The following is a 15,232-nucleotide window of genomic DNA, read 5'->3' as shown; positions in this document are numbered from 1 at the left end:
AAATAAATTTATAATTTAAATCCGTATAAGACGCAAATAGTGATCCACGATATGGGTATTAAAATCAGTCTCAACTAAATAAACATTGTTAATATGGTCCACGAAAAAAACACCCCGGGAAGTCAGGTCTCCCGGCGATCGTTCCTGAAAGATGGCGCACTTGCCGCTGCTGGATTTATGATCGTGCCTCGGCATGTATTAGGAGGGAAAGGCTTCATTGCACCCAGTGACCGTCTGCGTGTTGCCGGTATTGGTGTTGGCGGAAAAGGAGAAAGCGATCTGGAGGAAATAGCAAAAGGTCCTTCTGACATTGCCTATCTCTGCGATGTAGACACCCGTCGTGCAGCAAATAGTGTAAAGCGCTTTCCAAAGGCTAAGTTTTACAAAGACTTCAGAGAGATGCTCGATAAGGAGCATAAGAACATAGATGCAGTGACGGTATCCACACCAGATCACCAGCATGCTGTTGCTGCTATGGCTGCCATGCAGCTGGGCAAACACGTTTACGTGCAAAAGCCCCTCACCCACGACATCTACGAAGCACGCATGCTTGCCGAAGCAGCTAAAAAGTACAAAGTGGTGACCCAGATGGGAAATCAGGGTTCCAGCGGCGATGGCGTACGCCAACTGCGTGAATGGTACGATGCCGGCACTATTGGCGATGTACATACCGTATATTGCTATACCGACAGGCCAGTATGGCCACAAGGTATTCCCTGGTCAGATATGAAAGCACCTGTTCCGACAGAACTGGATTGGGACCTGTGGTTAGGTACTGCTCCTTACAAAGATTACATTGATAAACTCGTTCCGTTCAACTGGCGTGGCTGGTGGGATTATGGTACCGGGGCCCTCGGCGATATGGGTTGCCACATCATCGAACCTCCATTCCGTATACTGGGCCTGGGTTCTCCCAAGTCAGTAGAGTGTAGTGTAGGTAGCGTATATGTTGATGAATTCAAGAGAGGCTATTTCCCTGAAAGCTGCCCTCCATCATCTCACGTGATCCTGAAATTTGAAAATCACAAAGGCAAGGAAGTAACCCTCCACTGGATGGACGGTGGTATCCAGCCTGAAAGGCCGGAAGAACTGGGACCTAATGAAATTATGGGCGACGGTGGTAACGGCGCTATCTTCATCGGTTCGAAAGGTAAAATGATGTGTGGTACTTATGGCCGCGATCCTAAATTGCTGCCAACCAGCCGCACAGAACAGGTGAAGGTGCCACAGAAATATGCACGCGTACCGGAAGGTCACTATGTACAGTGGGTAAATGCTGCCATCGCTGGTTATAACAGTGATAAGGACAAGGCGATCTCCTCTCCTTTCTCTATTGCAGGGCCGCTCACGGAAGCATTGCTGATGGCCAACCTGGCAATCAGAAGCTTTGACATCCGCAAGGAAGAAAATGGTAAAACTACCTATCCCGGCCGCTATGTAAAACTGCTCTGGGATAATAAAAATATGAAGGTGACCAACTTTGACGAGGCAAATCAGTTCGTAAAAAGAACTTATCGTCAGGGATGGAGCCTGGGAGTATAAAAACGAATTTTTGTTTACCCGCTCCACGAAAAAACCACTTTCGCCTTTGGCAAAAGTGGTTTTTTCGTTTTATAGGGTCATGGTCAGCCTCATGTATTGTTAATCAATTATTTGCTATAACTTTATAAGAAGAGCTAATCCCGCTTTTCCCACTGATAATATGTACTGGCTAAGATTGTCCCCCTTTTTGTTACTGTTGGTCGCAGCTGCATGTAAAAAGACCATTTCTTCCGAAGCAGCCAATCCACAAGAAGTGCCACCTACTGCCCCTTCCTCATTTCAGGGGCTGATAGTAGATGATGCACAGCAACCCATTCCCAATGCAATGGTACTGTGTGGTGATCAAAGCACAACAACTGATTCCAGTGGCCTCTTTTCGCTGTACAATGTCATGGTCGATACGAATGCGGCTATTATCTCCGTCAAAAAACATGGCTATATCAACGGATTTCGTACCCTGATGGCGCATGCCAACGGCCAGCAATACCTGAAGTTGACAATGATGCCAAAGGATCTCACAACTTCGTTTTCCGGTAGTGCGGTGGGGAATATTGGTTTTACTGGTGTGAACCTCGTGTTCTCTCCCAACCAGATCCAAAATTCCAATAACCAGGTCTATAAGGGGACCGTATCTGTAGCGGTAGATTATATCACACCATCGGACCCGGACCAGCCTACCCGCATGGCTGGCGATCTGAGAGGCATTGATAACAACGGCAATGAAGTTGGCTTGATTTCTTTTGGTCAGGCGGCAGTCGATCTGCTTGATTCCAACAATGTGGCGCTGCATCCGGATGGTGAGCACCTTGTGAATATTACCATGACCATTCCTGGTCCTTACCGGGCAAGCGCTCCAGCACAAATTGGCCTCTTCTACCTGGACACCATCAGCGGATACTGGCAACAGGAAACGCTGGGGTATAAACAAGGAAATGACTATACCGGCAATGTCCGGAAAGGCACCCGCTGGCTCTTTGCCACAACCTATTCTCTGGTGACGCTGGATGCTAATATCCTGAAACAGGTGGGTGCACCAGCCGGTAAGCTGCTCACGACCATCTCAACTAAAATTGACTTCTATCCTACTTATAGTTATACCAATTCCAATGGCCGTTACCTGGGCAGAGTAGCCGCCAATCAACCATTAATTCTCACCCTCACTGACCCTTGTGGTAATCTCGTTTTTCAGAAAGAAATTGGCCCCTATAGCGGATATACCAGTGCTGATATAATATCAGGAAATCTGGTTATTTGTACTCCTTAAAAAATCTACCTGCTTTTTATTTACGTTAGTTAGGAGAGCTATCCTCTGCAACCGATTGCCAACTATAAAAAGATTGATAATCTATGCCATCTTTTATTCGGGTTTTTATACCCGTTATTATCGTGCTGTGCCTAACTGTAGCGTGTAAAAAAGAATATAGCCTGGAGGGAATGCCTGAAGTACCTGTAGATTCTTTAAGCGAGCCGGAAGTGGTCAATTATGCTCCCTATACAAAAGGGGCTGTTTACAATTACATGTACAATACAGCGACAGGATACATTTTATTATTCCCTGACCGTCATCGGCGATACCCTTATCCAGGGTAATACCTATCTCATTCAGAGTGATGGTTATAACAAACAATATATGCGTTATAGCCAGGGTATTTTCTATTATTATGAACCAGCTTACACTTCCCCCACCTCCTATCACCCGGCAGCCGTTCGCCCGGTATTGTATGACTATCTGCCGCTAAACGGTCACTGGTCCGATACGGTGAAAGCCACAACCTTTTCCGGGAACCCGGAAACCGGACTACTGGATTATCACATCATCCAAAAAGCCACACCTAAAACTGTTCTGGGTAATACCTACTCAAAAGTTATAGGCATAAAGCAGGACAGCTACCTGATTATAGAAGGGAAAGCATATAGCCTCGGCACCGTCGGCAATTACTTCTATGCTGATAGTGTAGGATTCATTGAAAAAGATGCCGCCACGGATACCATTCGCCTGATCAGCTATTCATTAAAAAATCAATAGCTCTCATATACCTGCGTCAGGAAATGTTCTACTTCCCTTCGTACGGCAGTGGCGCTGTTGTTGTGATTGTTGACAAGCACACTGAATACCAGTGTCTTATTTTTCTTAGTTACGAGGTATCCACTCAGTGCCACAACGCCTGTCAGTGTACCGGTTTTTGCATGTACAAACTGTTCTTTGTAATAGTTCTTCAACGTACCTTTTCCTCCTGTTGCAAACAGGCTGTAAAGACGTGCGGTAGGATATGTTTTGTACATGTTGGAAAGTACATACACGAAGTCTCTCGGAGAGAACAGGTTGTAACGGGATAAACCACTACCATCCGCCCAGTTAGGGGTATCAGGCAATTCTTTTAAATAGTGATCCAGCATATAGCGGATCATGTGCCTGGTACTGATCGTATCAAAGAGTTTACCCGCACACATCATGAGCGTTTGCTCTGCAAAGAAATTGTCGCTTCTGTGCATCATAGGCAGGAAGAGAGAATCTGCCGGAATACTATACAGCAGCTGCAATCCTGCTGGCGCCTGGGGAGCAATGTAAACCTGCTTATGCAGTGTATCCTGCAAACGGACCGCCAGGTCTTCCAACCCACCTGTGATGAAAGGCACTTCCTCTTCTTCCGGTTGATATTCATTACCGTTATAACCCATAGAGAAGCGGTTACTACGTTCATCTCTTTTTACTTCCAGCTTAGTGAGTTTATTATCCTTGCTGGTTGTGAGCTCGTACATTTTTGGAATAATATATAAGCTGTCGCCATGATGGCGCAGTCTCGCTACATTGCCATACATGGGCCATTCATTCAGTTCTGACTGGTAATAATCTGCATAATCATTCCATGACCAACCATAACCATAGCGGGCATTCTCGTTGATGGCCGGAACAATTTTTATTTTCTTATTGGTTTGCTGCAGCAAATGGAAGACCGGTTGCCACGTGTAATCAGGATGCAAAAAGGCAGGATCCCCGGTGCCCTGTACATACAACACAGAATCAGTATCCAGGTATTTGATGGCAGGCAGAGAATCTCCCAGCAATAACATACCGGTATACAGGGAAAATATTTTCATGTTGGAAGCCGGCGTGAAGTAGTGATCTTCCTGGTAGTTGTACCAGTATTTATTAGTAGCCGGTTCATAAATGCTGATGCCTACATTCGCCTGTCTCAACGCCTTGCTGACAAGCAATTCTTTTTCTGACCAGGTTTGAATTTTAGTGTACTGTGAAAACACGGGTTGTTGCAAAATGAACAACAACATGACAACAAATAAGATTCTGCAATTCCTCATGCTTCAATATAATAAATAGTCCGGGCTTTTTAAAGGCCCGGACTATGCGAAAAAGTTAAACGTACCTGGTAGCACCTGGTTTTGCTACAGGATAATTCCCGTCTGCATCCGGCAGTAATTGCGGCTTTGCATCAAATGCGTAGGCGGCTGGTTGTAAGTTCAGGTCCAGCTTCAATGCCTGATCAAAAGGAATGATCTGCCCGGAGTAAGTAGCCAGTCTACCAATAATAGCCGTGAGCGTTGTCTTTGCAGCCCGCTCTGCATCCTGGTATTTGTACACACCGCGTGCTACTGCATCAAAGAGTTCATCATGCTCTGACTGGTATGGCTGGTTCTCCTGTTTCTTATCAAACTGGTACAGCACCTTTCCTTTGTGATCCTGTATCACCGCCCTATCGCAGATGATGCGGCCTTTGGTACCTGTGATCTCTTCATCTACACGACTGGCGCTATCTTTCCAGTGACGGCACTGACTATTCATTGCCACGCCATTTGCAAAGCGATACTCTACTGCATGGTGATCGTATATTTCACCATACTCTTTGCCTGTGCGTACCTGGCGCCCACCCATACCTACTGCGGTAACCGGGTAATCATTCATAAACCAGTTGCCCACATCTATATTGTGAATATGTTGCTCTACAATATGATCGCCACAGAGCCAATTGAAATAATACCAGTTACGCATCTGGTACTCCATCTCTGTATATTCCGGTTTGCGGGGTTTTACCCACAGCGCACCCTGGTTCCACCATACATTCATCGAAGTAATATCCCCGATGATACCGTCCTGCGCACGTTTATACAACTCTCTGTAAGAGTTCTGATAGCGGCGTTGTAACCCAGCTACCACATTCAGTTTCTTTGCCTTCGCTATTTCAGCAGCGGCCAATACTCTCCTGATACCTGCAGGATCAGTAGCTACGGGCTTTTCCATGAAGATATGCTTGCCCTGCTTTACTGCTTCTTCAAAGTGAATAGGTCTGAAACCCGGAGGGGTAGCTAGTATCACCACATCGGCCAGTGGAATCGCTTTCAGGTAAGCATCGAAGCCGACGAACTTATGTTCCTCTTTTACATTCAATCGGCCAGGTTTATCACCTACCTCTCCTTTTATATTTTCATAGCTTTCGTTCAACCGGTCAGCAAAAGCATCGGCCATTGCCACCAGTTGTACATTCTGTTTTGTGCTCAGTGCCTGCACAGCGGCACCTGTGCCACGGCCTCCGCAACCGATCATAGCGATCTTAATGACGTCATTGGCGCCTGAGAAAAAATTGGCCTGACTGATTAATGGCAGGGTTAACAGTCCTCCTGCCAAAAGCGAGGATTGTTTGACAAAGTCACGACGACCTGAGTGGAATTCTTTTTTTTGCATGATAGTGAGTGTTTTAGCATGTTATCTGGAACCAATATATTTATCCAGCACGTCAGCAAAGAACTGCCCGGCTTCTTCTTTCGTAGGTTGCTTTACAGGGCGGATAATGCGAAATCCGATAAAAGGCGCATCGGCATTCCACCACTTGCTTTTGGGTATCTGAGGATCACGTCTGTTCCAATCCGGATCAGATTTCAGGCGGGCCGCACTGCGCAATTGAGCCGCATCATCCTGGTAATTGCCCCCTTTGATGCTACGGGGTGTTCTGGAAGTAGGTTGCTTCCATGGATCTTTGTCTGGCGCCTGTTCCAGGTAATGTACATCATACTGGTCCAGCGTCCATTCTGCTACATTGCCCAGCATATCGTACAATCCCCAGGCATTGGGTTGCAACTCTCCTACTTTGTGGTACTTGCCACCGCTGTTGCCAGCATACCAGGCGTACTGTTTTAAGCTGCTGCTGTCCTTACCAAAAGGATAAGTTGTAGCAGCTCCTGCACGACAGGCATATTCCCATTCTGCTTCTGTAGGCAGGCGGTAGAAGATACCGGTTTTTGCATACAACCAGCGACAGTAGCTCAATGCGCCGTATTGGCTCATACTGTTTGCCGGAAAGCCACCCTGCTTACCCATACCCAGGGTCAGGTCAATATATGGCGGACTGGGGCGGGTCATACCATCAGGAATGGGGGTTTTGTCCTTTTCTGCATCAGAGTACACATCGTATTCATCGAAGGTCACTTCATGTGCGCTCATCCAGAATGCCCCGATCTTTACCTGCTGGCGGGGACCTTCATCTTCCTTCCTGCCTTTTTCCGAGACAGGACTCCCCCAATTGAACGAACCAGCAGGAATGGGCACCATCCTGAAAGAAACAGTCGTACCAGGAAGGGTAGCCGTATAGGGCTGGTTGGGAGGACTATTGTCCTGGCCGGATACACTTTGGGTGATCATACAGCCTAGCGACAGTACAAGCAATTTGTTTTTCATAACACCGGTTTAAAGAATCAATAGTGAATTTATTAAATCGATTGCGGTAAAGCAATGTTTTTTATACATTTAGTAATCTCATGCAATAAATATTACGTTATGGAAAGAAGAAAATTCTTGCAGCAGGGCACCCTGGCAGGTCTGTCAACCCTTGCTTTCAATGCTGCTACCGCCGCTGCGATTTCCTCGGAGCCCCTGGCTCCGGAGGCAGGCAAACCCTTTAACCTGAACTATGCGCCCCATGATGGCATGTTTAAAAACAGCGCGGGCAACAATGTACTGGACCAGATTCAATTTATGTACGACCAGGGCTTCCGTTCCTTTGAAGACAATGGTCTCATGAACCGCGATGTAGCCGAACAGGAAAAGATCGGAAATCTGCTGGCGAAACTGGGTATGCAAATGGGTGTTTTTGTGATAGACGGTGGAGACAACTGGAAAACCTCCCTCACCACCGGCAAACAGGAATTCAAGGACACCTTTGTAAAAATATGTCGCAAGGCACTTGAAACAGCCAAACGTGTAAATGCCAAATGGGCCACCTTTGTACCCGGCTACTTTGAACGCAACCTTCCTATGGGCGTACAAACAGGCAATGTCATCGAAGCACTGCGCCCAGGTACCGCCATTCTTGAACCACATGGTCTCGTGATGGTGCTGGAGCCCCTGAGCGACAATGCAGACCTCTTTCTCCGTACAGCAGAACAAAGCTATATGGTGTGCAAAGCAGTAAATAGCCCCAGTTGTAAAATACTCTACGATATCTACCACATGCAGCGCAATACCGGCAACCTGATACCTACCATGGACCTGTGCTGGGACGAAATCGCCTATATTCAGATCGGAGACAACCCAGGTAGAAAAGAGCCCACTACCGGCGAGATCAATTACAAGAACATCTTCAAACATTTACACACAAAAGGATATAAGGGCGTACTCGGTATGGAACACGGCAATGCCAACCCCGGAAAAGAAGGTGAGGTAGCACTGATAAAGGCTTATAGGGAAAGCGATGCATTTCTGTAATTTCGTTACCTTTCATTCAAATTTATCTGTATGAATTTCCTGATCCGCCTGTTAATTAGCGCCATCGCAGCCATGGTTACTGCTTATGTATTGCCCGGTGTATATATTAACAGCTTCATTACCGCCCTGGTATTGGCTTTTGTATTGGCGATACTGAACCTGTTGGTAAAACCTATTTTAATACTGCTGACATTACCTGTTACCATCATTACATTAGGGCTATTCCTATTGGTTATCAATGCTATCATTATTATGATGGCCAGTTCGCTGGTGTCTGGATTCAAGGTAGATGGATTTATATGGGCATTGCTGTTCAGCCTTGTGCTGACAGTGGTTTCTGGCATTATGAATAGCCTGGCTGGTACCAGGCGCGATGACTGATGTACTTCGACCGCACACATATCAGTGACGACCAGTTGCTGGGCTTTTACAAAGCCTTACTTTACCCCCGGCTGGTAGAGGAGAAAATGTTATTGCTACTGAGGCAGGGAAAAGTAAGTAAATGGTTTTCAGGTATAGGGCAGGAAGCGATTGCCGTAGGCGCCACTTTAGCCCTGGATGAAGATGAATGGATATTGCCACTGCATCGTAACCTCGGTGTATTTACAACAAGGCAGATGCCTTTGCAACAGTTGTTTCATCAGTGGCAGGGAAGTCCGCTGGGATATAGTAAAGGCAGAGAACGATCTTTTCATTTTGGGAGCGCAGCCCATCACATATTTGGGATGATCTCTCATCTTGGTCCACAGTTGTCAGTAGCAGATGGTATCGCATTGGCGCAGCAGCTGGAATTCTCCGGTAAAGTAACGCTGACCTTTACAGGCGAAGGCGGTACCAGCGAAGGGGAATTCCATGAAGCCCTGAATGTAGCTGCTGTATGGGGTTTACCAGTGATCTTCCTGATAGAGAATAATGGCTATGGGTTAAGTACCCCGGTGGCAGAACAATATCGCTGTGAACAGCTGGCAGATCGGGCAGCCGGCTACGGTATGCGGGGCATGCGCATCAATGGCAATAATATCTTAGAGGTATACCATGCAGTGAAGGAGGCAAAACGCCATGCCCTGGAGGAACGACAACCGGTATTGATAGAGGCCATGACCTTTAGAATGCGGGGACATGAAGAAGCCAGTGGCACAAAATACGTACCCGCTGCCCTGCTGGAAGAATGGGCAAAGCAGGACCCGATATTACATTTCGAAAAGTTCTTACAGTTTTTGAACCTGGCAGATGATTCCATCCGGGAATCACTGAAACAGGAAATCGATCACGATATACAAGCGGCATTGCACGAAACGGTGCACGTTTTCAATTTAGATGAGGAGCTGCACGATATCTATGCGCCGGCACCGGTACCAGTAGCTCCCACAGGCGCTGTTTCTGAAAAACGGTTTATCAATGCAATAGCCGATGCCCTGCATCAGGCAATGGAACTGCACCCTGACCTTATTTTGATGGGTCAGGATATAGCCGAATATGGTGGTGCATTTAAGATCACAGAAGGATTGGCAGGCCTGTATGGTAAAGAGCGGGTACGCAATACGCCCTTGTGCGAGAGTGCCATACTCGGTGCAGGATTGGGCTTATCAGTGATGGGCTACAGAAGTATGGTAGAGATGCAGTTTGCCGACTTTGTTTCCTGTGGGTTTAACCAGATTGTAAACAACCTCGCCAAGATTCATTACCGCTGGGGGCAAAATGCCAATGTGGTTATACGGCTCCCGGCAGGGGCGGGCGTAGGGGCAGGTCCCTTTCATTCACAGAGTAATGAGGCCTGGTTTACACATACACCGGGCTTGAAAGTGGTGTACCCGGCAACCCCTGAAGATGCGAAAGGGTTATTGCTGGCAGCGCTGGCAGATCCTAACCCGGTATTGTACTTTGAGCACAAAGCCTTGTACAGGAGTATCAGTGGCCCTGTGCCGGATGCACCTTATACTATTGAAATAGGAAAAGCAAAGGTGGTACAGGATGGAGATGATGTTAGTATCATTACTTATGGAGCAGGCGTACATTGGGCGCTGGAATATGCGCGGCTGCATGCTGAACTATCAATCCATATCCTGGATCTGAGGTCACTGCAACCACTGGATTATACAGCCATTCAACAAGCCGTTTTTACCACAGGAAAAGTGTTGATATTGCACGAAGCGACCTTAACCGGAGGCATCGGTGGCGAGATTGCGGCCTGGATTGGCGAGCACTGCTTCCGGCAATTGGATGCCCCCGTTATGCGCTGTGCATCTCTGGATACCCCTGTCCCTTTTGCAGCAGAGCTGGAAGCAAATTTCCTTGCGAAGGCACGCCTGCATGAATGTGTACAAACATTATTGCAATATTAAGCTTCGGAAATTTTCCTCTTTTTTCTAAAATGAATGTGCTAACTTGCACCCCGGATCATTAAACACTTTTTTTATGTTGCTTGCCGTAGTTAATAACGTAGAAACCACAGATTTTTTCAGAGCTGGAGATGCATTTGCACATTATGCTACATTCGTAGTAATCGGTTTATTCACTGCAATGTTCCTGGTTGCTGCGTTTAAGTACGTAAAACGCTAATAATCAACTTCTTCATGATATTAAAGAGCTGTCTTAAATAATTAAGACGGCTTTTTTATTGCCCTTTACTAACTTTGCATCATGGATCAGTCGCACGGGAGGATCTATACCTTCCACTTTATCATGCTATGCCTTAGCAATGCACTGTTTTCCGCCAGCTACAACATGATGCTACCAGACTTGCCTGCTTACCTCAGCAGCATGGGCGGCGAACAATACAAAGGCTACATTCTTGCTTTGTTTACACTCATGGCAGGGCTATCACGGCCCTTTAGCGGTAAACTCACAGACACCGTTGGCCGCGTTCCGGTAATGATTTTCGGCTCCGTGATCTGTGTGATCTGTAGCCTGCTCTATCCCCTGGTCAGCACTGTAGCCGCCTTCTTATTACTCCGCTTCTTTCATGGTTTTTCTACAGGCTTTAAGCCTACCGGTACTGCTGCTTATGTGGCCGATATCGTACCCAATACCCGCAGAGCAGAAGCGATGGGCATGGTTGGACTCTTCAGCACCATTGGTATGGCACTGGGCCCAGCCATAGGAGGATATGTTACTTCTATCTGGGATATACACGTGATGTTCCAGTTATCGGCAGTGTTCGCCTTATTATCAGTAGTGATACTGGTAGGTGGTATGAAAGAAACGCTGCCGAATAAACAAAGCTTCCGGCTCTCCACACTCAGGATCTCTAAATCAGAGATCTTTGAGCCATTGGTACTGGCGCCGGTGATCGTTACTTTCATCACTTATTACAGCTATGGGGTACTGTTCACTATTATTCCTGATTTCAGCGCTTATGTAGGTCTGCCGCCAGCGAGCAAAGGGCTGTTTTATACATTCTTTACCGCCAGCTCTATCAGTATCCGGTTGTTAGCTGGTAAGGTCTCTGACCGATATGGCAGATTGCCGGTGTTGAAGATTGCGACAGTGATTATGGCGGTTGGGGTATTTACTTTAGGCGTGGCCCACTCTCCTGCCATGATGCTCACTGCCGCTGTGATCTATGGTGTATCAGTAGGATTGAATTCTCCTGCCGTGACAGCCTGGACCATTGATCTGGGCAGACCAGAACACAAAGGGCGGGCACTGGCTTCCATGTACATCGCACAGGAAGCGGGTATCGGTATTGGCGCCTACCTGTCAGCCTTTGTATATCACAACGATTCCAGGTTCTTCCCCCTCACCTTCTATTCTACCGCTATAGTGACCCTTGCGGCTACGGTCTATTTGATCTTTATTTATCAAAATCGCCGTATGCAAACTGTAAAACAATTTGTATTTTCACCAGGCAAGTGGTTTCAACGATAATTCATGCTTAGAAAAATAAAAAATCCCGGCGCTGCAAGGCGACCGGGATTTGTCTTTTTAATATCGGGTCTGATTACAGCCGTTCGTACAGCGCTCTCAGTCTTTCTCTTGTCATTTGCTCTTTCCAATCCTTACCCAGTGCATTTTCCCACAGCGGGGCCATACCCAGGGATACATCGATCATGATGTTGAATTGCTCATCAGTCAGTCCTTTGGTGATGCCCTGTGGAATATCGATGTTGTGTTTCTTCACCATTTCTTTGAATTCAGCTACGCCTTCAGGATAGAATTCTTCCAGCTTGTCGAACACGATACAATTACCAATACCGTGCTTGGTGCCCAGCAGGTAAGCCAGACCGTAGCTCACAGCGTGTGCTACACCCACCTGAGAATAGGCGATACTCATACCACCGGCATAAGATGCCATCATCAGTTTCTCATCAGCATCGTCATCCCATTCAGGCTTATGCAGGAAGATCTCCTGGCACAGGCGTAATGATTCTTCACCGTAAGAACGGCTGAAAGCGTTCAGGTAAGTACCCGTCAGAGATTCGATACAGTGGATATAACAATCCATCGCAGTATAGAACATCTGGTTCTTAGGTACGCCTCTGATCAATTCAGGATCCAGTACGATCTGGTCGAACGGTGTAAAGTCAGAGTTCATACCCAGCTTACGGGTAGGGCCTGTCAGTACACAGGTACGGCTTACTTCGGCCCCGGTACCGGAGATGGTAGGAATACCCGCCTTGTATACGCCAGGATATTTTACCAGGTCCCAGCCCTGATAGTCAGCAGAAGAACCTGGGTTGGTCATCATCAGGGATACCGCTTTGGCCATGTCCATTACAGACCCGCCACCGATACCGATGATACCGCTCACCTCACCAAATTCAGTTTTCAGGTCATCTCTGACTTTGTCAACGTATTTGGTTTTAGGTTCGTCTGTTACATCAATAAATATAATCTTGTCCTTGCCTCTCACTGGAATACGCTTAGCAAAAGCGTCATTTCCCTGGAAGAAATGGTCCACGAAAAATATCATGGGTGCATCTCCTTTACGTTGGGGAGCCAATATTTCATCCAGTTGGTCAAAACATCCGCGGCCATATACCACGTAGTCAACCATCTTAAAGTTCCTGAATTTCATCTCGGTCTATTAATATTATTATAATAATTTTTCTGCTTTCACCAGGTCTTCCGGTGTATCGATTTCCACACCCATGTACTCAGTCACCACCATTTTCATGGAGATGCCATTTTCCAGGTAGCGCAGGCATTCTATTTTCTCAGCGGCTTCCAGTGGGCTTACCGGCATTTGGGTAAAATCCAGCAGGGTTTTGCGGCGGAATGCATAGATACCAATGTGCTCATAATAAACGGATTTCACCTGTTTATCGCGGGGATAAGGAATGACGGAGCGGGAGAAGAAAAGTGCGTTGAACTGTTTATCCACGGCCACCTTTACATAATTAGGATCTTCGATGGATGACCAGTCTTTCAGCTCCTGCATCAGGGAGGCTACCTGTACTTTCTGACCAGCTTCGCCTTCGAACACCTGAAGTAGTTTTTCCAGCGGCTCTTTCTGGGTGAAAGGTTCGTCTCCCTGAACATTTACGATGATCTCTACATCTTCCCTGTCAGCGATCGCTTCGGCAATACGATCGGTACCACACTCATGTTCCTTTTGGCTCATGACCGCTTTACCACCATTGCTAATGATCTCCTGGTAGATAACATCGGAGTCAGTTACGACCATAACTTCGTCGAACACGCCTGTTTTCACAGTACTTTCATACGTGCGCAGGATCACTGACTTACCACCCAGTTTAGCCATCAGCTTGCCCGGGAAACGGGTAGCGCCATAGCGGGCAGGTATTAAGGCTACTTTTTTCATTACAGGGCGCTTTTTACTGCATTTACCAGTTTCTCAGCACGTTCAGCAACCTCAGCATCGCTCCAGCCCAGGTTGATAGGAGTGCAGATGCAACGGCTCATGATCGCATCAGAAGCTGGGAATTGTTTCACTTTGTACAGCTCCATTGCCTGTTGCAGGCCTGGTGCAAAACGGCTCAGCACCGTGCTTTGTTTGAAGTGTTCCCAGTTACGGATATAATGCCAGTTGTTATCAAACCAGTAGAAAGCAGGCAGACCGGCAGCTTTCATAGCAGCGGCAGCAGCTCTGGCCTGAGATTCTTCTGGCAGGAAGAAGGCGAGGAAAGTAGCACTATCCCCTTCTGCATCCGGCAGGCGACGAAAGCTGACCTGAGGAATGGCAGACAGAGCATCTTTAAATATCTTTTTGGTTTTGCGCTGGATGCTCAGGAAAGTATCCAGTTTTCTAACCTGCGCGAGACCTACAGCCGCATGCAGTTCAGAAATGCGGAAGTTGTACCCGATGAATGGGTGCAGATCTGCCCCACGGTCTACGCCCAGGTGGTCGTGGCCATGGTCAGAGTAACCGTCCGCTTTTACATAAATATCCTTGTCGTTGGTAACGATGGCACCACCTTCAGCACAGGTGATGGTTTTTACAAAGTCGAAGGAGAAGGCGCCAGCATGGCCGATAGAACCAACAGCTTTACCTTTATAAGTTGCGCCAAATGATTGACAGGCGTCTTCAAGTAAGATCAGATTGTGTTTGTCGCAGATGGCCTTCAGTGCATCCAGGTCAGCCATCGAACCACACATATGTACAGGCATAACCGCCTTGGTACGTGGAGTGATTGCAGCCTCAACCGCTTTAGGGTCCAGGGTCAGGGTATCATCTACGTCTACCAGCACCGGGGTGGCGCCTACCGAGAAGATACACTCAAAACTTGCCACAAATGTGAAGGTCGGCATGATCACTTCGTCTCCTGCACCTATGCCCAACGCCTGCATTGCTACGGTGAGGGCTGCCGTACCGCTGGATACGATCTGTGTGTACCCAACATTCAGTTTTTCAGAGATGGCTTGTTCCAGCTCCTTTGCTTTCCAGATGCCTTTGCGTGGGCCATCAAACCCATAGCGCATAAAGATGCCGGTTTCCAGCACGTCATTTACTTCCTTGCGTTCTTCCGGTCCAAAAAATTCATATCCGGGCATAAGTTGTTGATTTTTTGCAAAGGT

14 protein-coding genes are annotated in these 15,232 nt (G+C 47.2%); 8 read left to right on the top strand and 6 right to left on the bottom strand.

All coding sequences use genetic code 11. The features are described from left to right. Positions 1-93 precede the first annotated feature (93 nt). The 3 genes from BW716_RS19620 to BW716_RS19610 all read left to right on the top strand — a co-directional run bounded on the left by BW716_RS19620 (position 94) and on the right by BW716_RS19610 (position 3,568). Positions 94-1,542, top strand: a complete 1,449-nt coding sequence (locus tag BW716_RS19620; protein ID WP_083725106.1) for a Gfo/Idh/MocA family protein — start codon at positions 94-96, stop codon at positions 1,540-1,542. Positions 1,543-1,702: 160 nt separating this feature from the next. Continuing rightward, the gene (locus BW716_RS19615) at positions 1,703-2,806 is read left to right on the top strand and encodes a hypothetical protein (protein WP_083725104.1); all 1,104 of its coding nucleotides are present in this window, start codon (positions 1,703-1,705) and stop codon (positions 2,804-2,806) included. A 219-nt stretch (positions 2,807-3,025) separates the two neighbouring features. Then, positions 3,026-3,568, top strand: a complete 543-nt coding sequence (locus BW716_RS19610) for a hypothetical protein (RefSeq protein WP_083725102.1) — start codon at positions 3,026-3,028, stop codon at positions 3,566-3,568. Here the strand turns inward: BW716_RS19610 and BW716_RS19605 are convergent. From BW716_RS19605 to BW716_RS19595, 3 genes are all read right to left on the bottom strand, one after another. Then, positions 3,562-4,830, bottom strand: a complete 1,269-nt coding sequence (locus tag BW716_RS19605; RefSeq protein ID WP_179091194.1) for a D-alanyl-D-alanine carboxypeptidase/D-alanyl-D-alanine-endopeptidase — start codon at positions 4,828-4,830, stop codon at positions 3,562-3,564. The genes BW716_RS19610 and BW716_RS19605 overlap by 7 nt on opposite strands. An 85-nt stretch (positions 4,831-4,915) precedes the next feature. After that, complete coding sequence (locus BW716_RS19600) at positions 4,916-6,238, bottom strand: Gfo/Idh/MocA family protein (protein ID WP_083725098.1); 1,323 nt, start codon at positions 6,236-6,238, stop codon at positions 4,916-4,918. Positions 6,239-6,259: 21 nt separating this feature from the next. After that, entirely contained in the window at positions 6,260-7,228 is a 969-nt protein-coding gene (locus tag BW716_RS19595; protein WP_083725096.1) for a formylglycine-generating enzyme family protein, read from the bottom strand. Between the two features lie 99 nt (positions 7,229-7,327). On the opposite strand from BW716_RS19595, the gene BW716_RS19590 reads away from it, so the two are divergent. The 5 genes from BW716_RS19590 (at position 7,328) to BW716_RS19575 (ending at position 12,121) form a co-directional block, all read left to right on the top strand. Further along, positions 7,328-8,254 carry a hydroxypyruvate isomerase family protein gene (locus BW716_RS19590; RefSeq protein WP_083725094.1) on the top strand — a complete coding sequence of 309 codons (927 nt, stop codon included), beginning with the start codon at positions 7,328-7,330 and terminating at the stop codon, positions 8,252-8,254. A 30-nt stretch (positions 8,255-8,284) separates the two neighbouring features. Beyond that, positions 8,285-8,635, top strand: a complete 351-nt coding sequence (locus BW716_RS19585) for a phage holin family protein (RefSeq protein ID WP_083725092.1) — start codon at positions 8,285-8,287, stop codon at positions 8,633-8,635. Continuing rightward, positions 8,635-10,596 (top strand): thiamine pyrophosphate-dependent enzyme, encoded by a 1,962-nt coding sequence (locus BW716_RS19580; protein ID WP_083725090.1) that lies wholly within the window; start codon positions 8,635-8,637, stop codon positions 10,594-10,596. Before BW716_RS19585 ends, BW716_RS19580 begins: the two co-directional genes overlap by 1 nt. Before the next feature lie 73 nt (positions 10,597-10,669). Continuing rightward, positions 10,670-10,813 carry a hypothetical protein gene (locus BW716_RS36830; protein ID WP_179091193.1) on the top strand — a complete coding sequence of 48 codons (144 nt, stop codon included), beginning with the start codon at positions 10,670-10,672 and terminating at the stop codon, positions 10,811-10,813. A gap of 81 nt (positions 10,814-10,894) precedes the next feature. Next, positions 10,895-12,121, top strand: a complete 1,227-nt coding sequence (locus BW716_RS19575) for an MFS transporter (protein WP_083725089.1) — start codon at positions 10,895-10,897, stop codon at positions 12,119-12,121. A gap of 73 nt (positions 12,122-12,194) precedes the next feature. Here the strand turns inward: BW716_RS19575 and BW716_RS19570 are convergent, their stop codons facing one another. From BW716_RS19570 to BW716_RS19560, 3 genes are read right to left on the bottom strand one after another with little or no spacing between them, the layout of a single operon-like run. After that, positions 12,195-13,271: an iron-containing alcohol dehydrogenase family protein gene (locus BW716_RS19570; protein WP_083725087.1), complete on the bottom strand. Its 1,077-nt coding sequence runs from the start codon at positions 13,269-13,271 to the stop codon at positions 12,195-12,197. 18 nt (positions 13,272-13,289) lie between these two features. Beyond that, a complete protein-coding gene (gene kdsB, locus BW716_RS19565; protein ID WP_083725085.1) occupies positions 13,290-14,018 on the bottom strand; it encodes a 3-deoxy-manno-octulosonate cytidylyltransferase in 729 nt (242 codons plus the stop codon). Continuing rightward, entirely contained in the window at positions 14,018-15,208 is a 1,191-nt protein-coding gene (locus BW716_RS19560; protein WP_083725083.1) for a DegT/DnrJ/EryC1/StrS aminotransferase family protein, read from the bottom strand. The genes kdsB and BW716_RS19560 overlap by 1 nt, the downstream gene beginning before the upstream one ends. Positions 15,209-15,232 lie beyond the last annotated feature (24 nt).

The sequence above is a fragment of the [Flexibacter] sp. ATCC 35208 genome (genome assembly GCF_001975825.1).
Classification (GTDB): domain Bacteria; phylum Bacteroidota; class Bacteroidia; order Chitinophagales; family Chitinophagaceae; genus Chitinophaga.
Note: the sequence above shows the minus strand (reverse complement) of the source record. Positions and strands in the feature narration are given on the sequence as shown.